Source organism: Streptomyces atriruber, assembly GCF_001418325.1.
Classification (GTDB): domain Bacteria; phylum Actinomycetota; class Actinomycetes; order Streptomycetales; family Streptomycetaceae; genus Streptomyces; species Streptomyces atriruber.
Genome location: NZ_LIPN01000560.1, coordinates 1 through 3770 on the forward strand (window position 1 = coordinate 1; position 3770 = coordinate 3770).

Annotated in this window: 4 protein-coding genes and 1 pseudogene; all 5 read left to right on the forward strand. The window is 72.5% G+C overall.

Annotated features, from left to right (window positions below; translation table 11 throughout):
* The coding region (locus tag AOK03_RS38385) for a phage tail sheath subtilisin-like domain-containing protein (protein ID WP_055569988.1) at positions 1-1314 on the forward strand (1314 nt) is incomplete at its 5' end.
* Positions 1315-1368: 54 nt separating this feature from the next.
* Positions 1369-1812 carry a phage tail protein gene (locus AOK03_RS38390; RefSeq protein ID WP_055569989.1) on the forward strand — a complete coding sequence of 148 codons (444 nt, stop codon included), beginning with the start codon at positions 1369-1371 and terminating at the stop codon, positions 1810-1812.
* Complete coding sequence (locus AOK03_RS38395) at positions 1812-2258, forward strand: hypothetical protein (RefSeq protein WP_107098221.1); 447 nt, start codon at positions 1812-1814, stop codon at positions 2256-2258. Before AOK03_RS38390 ends, AOK03_RS38395 begins: the two co-directional genes overlap by 1 nt.
* Positions 2255-2422 carry a DUF6760 family protein gene (locus AOK03_RS43315; RefSeq protein ID WP_167355695.1) on the forward strand — a complete coding sequence of 56 codons (168 nt, stop codon included), beginning with the start codon at positions 2255-2257 and terminating at the stop codon, positions 2420-2422. Before AOK03_RS38395 ends, AOK03_RS43315 begins: the two co-directional genes overlap by 4 nt.
* Positions 2423-2435: 13 nt before the next feature.
* Positions 2436-3770, forward strand: a pseudogene (locus AOK03_RS42980) (hypothetical protein); the annotation flags it as partial.

Below are 3770 nucleotides of genomic sequence, written 5' to 3' on the forward strand. Positions count from 1 at the left end.
CCCCAGCAGCAGGCCCCCGCCCCCACCCAGGCGCCCAAGGAGCTCACCGCGGGCGAGCCCGTGGCGCTCGGCGCCTTCACGGTGTCGGCCCTCACCGCGGGCACCACGGACGGCGGCGCGCTGACCGTCGAGGTGCAGGACGGCGAGGGCGAGGGTGCGGCGGACCGCTTCAAGCTGATCGTCAAGGACGGCGACAAGGTCGTCGAGAACTTCGACGTCAGCGCGAAGAAGACCGCGCGCAACTACGTCGTCACGCAGGTCAGGCAGCGGTCCAAGACGATCGCCCTGGAGGAGACGTCGGCCGCCGGCGGTCAGCTGGCCAAGCCCGACGCGCAGACCGTGACGCTCGCGCCGCCCGCGCCCGCCACCCCCGCGGTGCCCGCCTCGAACGGCCAGGTCTCGCGCGTCGAGACCGCCCAGTTCATCGGCGACTCCGCGGACCGCACCGGCTTCGGCGGCCTGGAGGCCCTCGACGAGGTCAACATGGTGGCGGTGCCGGACCTGATGGCCGCCTACCAGCAGGGCCTGATCGACGAGGAGCAGGTCAAGGCGGTCCAGCTCGGCCTCATCTCGCACTGCGAGCTGATGGGCGACCGGATGGCCATCATCGACCCGCCGCCGTCGCTGAACGCCCGCCAGATCCGGCAGTGGCGTCAGGAGCTGGCCGGCTACGACTCGCGCTACGCGGCCCTCTACTACCCCTGGATCAAGTCCTTCGACCCGGCCTCGGGCCAGTCGGTGGTCGTGCCGCCGTCCGGCCACATGGCGGGCATCTGGGCGCGCAACGACGCCGAGCGCGGTGTGCACAAGGCCCCGGCCAACGAGATCGTGCGCGGCGCCGTGGACCTGGAGCTGCAGATCACCCGTGGCGAGCAGGACCTGCTCAACCCGGTCGGCGTGAACTGCATCCGCGCGTTCCCCGGCCGCGGCATCCGCGTGTGGGGCGCCCGCACGATGGCGTCCGACCCGGCCTGGCGCTACCTGAACGTGCGCCGCTACTTCAACTACCTCGAAGAGTCGATCCTCATCGGCACCCAGTGGGTCGTCTTCGAGCCGAACGACCACGCCCTGTGGGCGCGCATCCGGCGCAACGTCTCGGCGTTCCTGGTCAACGAGTGGCGCTCGGGCGCCCTGTTCGGCCAGCGCCCCGAGGACGCCTTCTACGTGAAGTGCGACGAGGAGACGAACCCGCCGGAGTCGGTCGACCTCGGCCGCGTCGTCTGCGAGATCGGCATCGCGCCGGTCAAGCCCGCCGAGTTCGTGGTGTTCCGGCTCGCGCAGTTCTCCGGCGGGGGCGGCGAGCTGGAGGAGTAGTCCGAGCAGTTCCGCACGCCACCGCACGAATCACCATCACAGGAGTGAACCCCCTTGTCCCTTCAGCCCGGTGACGCCCTCACCACCCACAATTTCGGCCTGCAGATCGACGGTGTCATGGTCGAGTACCTGCAGGAAGTCAGCGGCCTCTCGATGGAGCAGGACGTCATCGAGTACCAGCAGGTGTCGGCGGACGGCAAGCCCGTCGTCAAGAAGATGCCCGGCGTGAAGAAGGCCGGCGAGTGCACCGTCACCCGCGGCATGACGCAGAGCCCCGTCTTCAGCGAGTGGATCAACAAGTCCATTCAGGGCGACATGGGTTCGGCGCGCAAGAACGCGACGATCATGATGATGGACTACCAGAACAACCCGGTGAAGCGTTACAACCTGCGCAACGCCTGGTGCAGCAAGGTGGAGACCAGCGGGGTCAAGGCCGGCGACGCCGCCGCGCTGACCGAGCAGGTCACCATCGTCTTCGAAGAGCTGGTCATCGAATAATGCGGCGCGAGGGCCCGGCAGGGACGGTCGCGGGGGCGGGCACGGCGCCCGGCACGGTGACGGGCGTCCGCGAACCACTGCGTACGGAATTCGAGTTCGAGTTGCCGCGCGGGTTCGTGGACGAGTCCGGCACCGTGCACCGCAACGGCGCGATGCGGCTCGCGACGGCACGTGACGAACTGGTGCCGCTGCGGGACGTGCGGGTGCGCGAGAACCCCGCCTACCTGTCCGTGGTACTGCTGGGCCGGGTCATCACCCGGCTCGGCACCCTCGGCTCCGTCCACGACGGCACGGTGGAGAACATGTTCGCCTCCGACCTGGCCTTCCTGCAGGACTTCTACCGGCAGATCAACGCGGAGGGCCACACCCGTGCGGCGGTGGCCTGCCCGCACTGCTCGGAGTCCTTCGAGGTGGAGCTGGCCGGGAGCCGCCTGGGGGAATCGTGACGTACGCGGCCGACCGCATCGAGGAGGAAGTCGCGTACCTCGCCTACCACTTCCACTGGGGCATGGACGACATCCTCGACCTCGAACACGCGGACCGGCGCGCGTACGTGGGACGGACCGCCACGTTGGTGGAGCAGGCGGAGGCGAAGGCGACCGGTCGGTGAGTCGAGGTAAGTGATGGGCTTGTTCAGGTGGCGGCGGGGGTCGCGGGACGAGGCGGTGGCGTCGGGCGCGGGTGCGTCGGACGCCGCCCTGCCGGGCGTGGCGGACACGGCCGGTTCGGCGGCGCCGGGCGGTTCGGGTGCCGATGCGGGTGCTGACGTCGGCACGGGTGCCGGTGTCGGCGGCCGTGGTGACGCGTGGGCCGCCGTGCCGCCGGTCCAGCGTGTGCTCTCGGCTCCGCGGACGGTCGCCGAGCAGGGCTTCGGCGCGATGCTCGCCACCCACCAGAACCCGTCCTTCGGGGGCGAGTTGGGGCACGCGGTGCGCGCCTCGGCCCCCGGCGGTGTGCTGCACGACGTCCTGACGCCGGTGGCCGGCCGTCCGGGCAACCTCGACCTGCCCGCGCTGCGGCTGCCCGTACGCGGGCCGGGCGAGGCCGGGACGGACGAGCACGCGTCGGGCTCCGGCGAGGGCGCGGCGGCAGGAGGCTCTTCGCCGAGCGCCGCATCGCCGGGCTCCGGCGCCCGTACGAGGTCCGGGGGCGCGGCTCCGCGCGGAGACCGACGTACGCAGACCACGAACACCACGCAGACCACGAACGCCACGCAGACCACGAAGGCACCTTCGGGCAAGTCTCCGGGCGGAGCGGCGACGCCCGCTCGCGGGGCGGAGTCCGGCGGGTCCCCGGCTGTGCAACGTACCGCCGCGGCTCCGGCGTCGGCTCCGGCTCCGGTCTCGAAGGCGTCCGAGACCGCGCCGCTCGCCGGGGCGCGGGCACTCCCGGCTCCTGCCGACTCCGGTGCCATGTCCGGTTCCGCACCCGGTTCCGCGTCCGGCGGTGGTGAGGCAGGTACGCGGCACCAGGCGCCAGGAGTGAGCGCCTCGGCGAGTACCCCTGCCGCACCCGTCGTGCAGACGTCGCGGGCGACACGGCGCTCCCCGCTCGTGTCGGCCGCGCCCGGCGTGGTGCCGCAGCGGCAGCTTTTCCCCGTCGGGGCGACGCCCACGACGCCGTACGCCGCCCCGTCCGACGCCACGCCTCCGGGCTCCGGCACGCCGGGCGCCGGTCCTGACGTCCGGACCACCGATGTCCCCGGACCGGTGTCCCCCACCGGCCCTGGGTCGGCTGCCGCGACCGCGGCCACGGACCCCGCCGCTGTACGGGCGAACTCCCCCGTTCAGCCCGTACAGCGGCGGCCTCGCGTACGCCGGGTCTCGCGCACGCAGCCCAACAGCGGCAACGGCGGTGGTACGCCGACGAACGGCCCCGGCCCAGGCCCGGACCTGCCCGTCGACCAGTCGCCCGCCCCTGCCCCCGCGCCCGCTGCGGCTCCGGCTTCGCAGCCCGGC

Excerpts from the sequence above, each read along its gene's own strand:
- AOK03_RS38395 (WP_107098221.1), top strand. The coding sequence starts at position 1,812 with ATGCGGCGCGAGGGCCCGGCAGGGACGGTCGCGGGGGCGGGCACGGCG.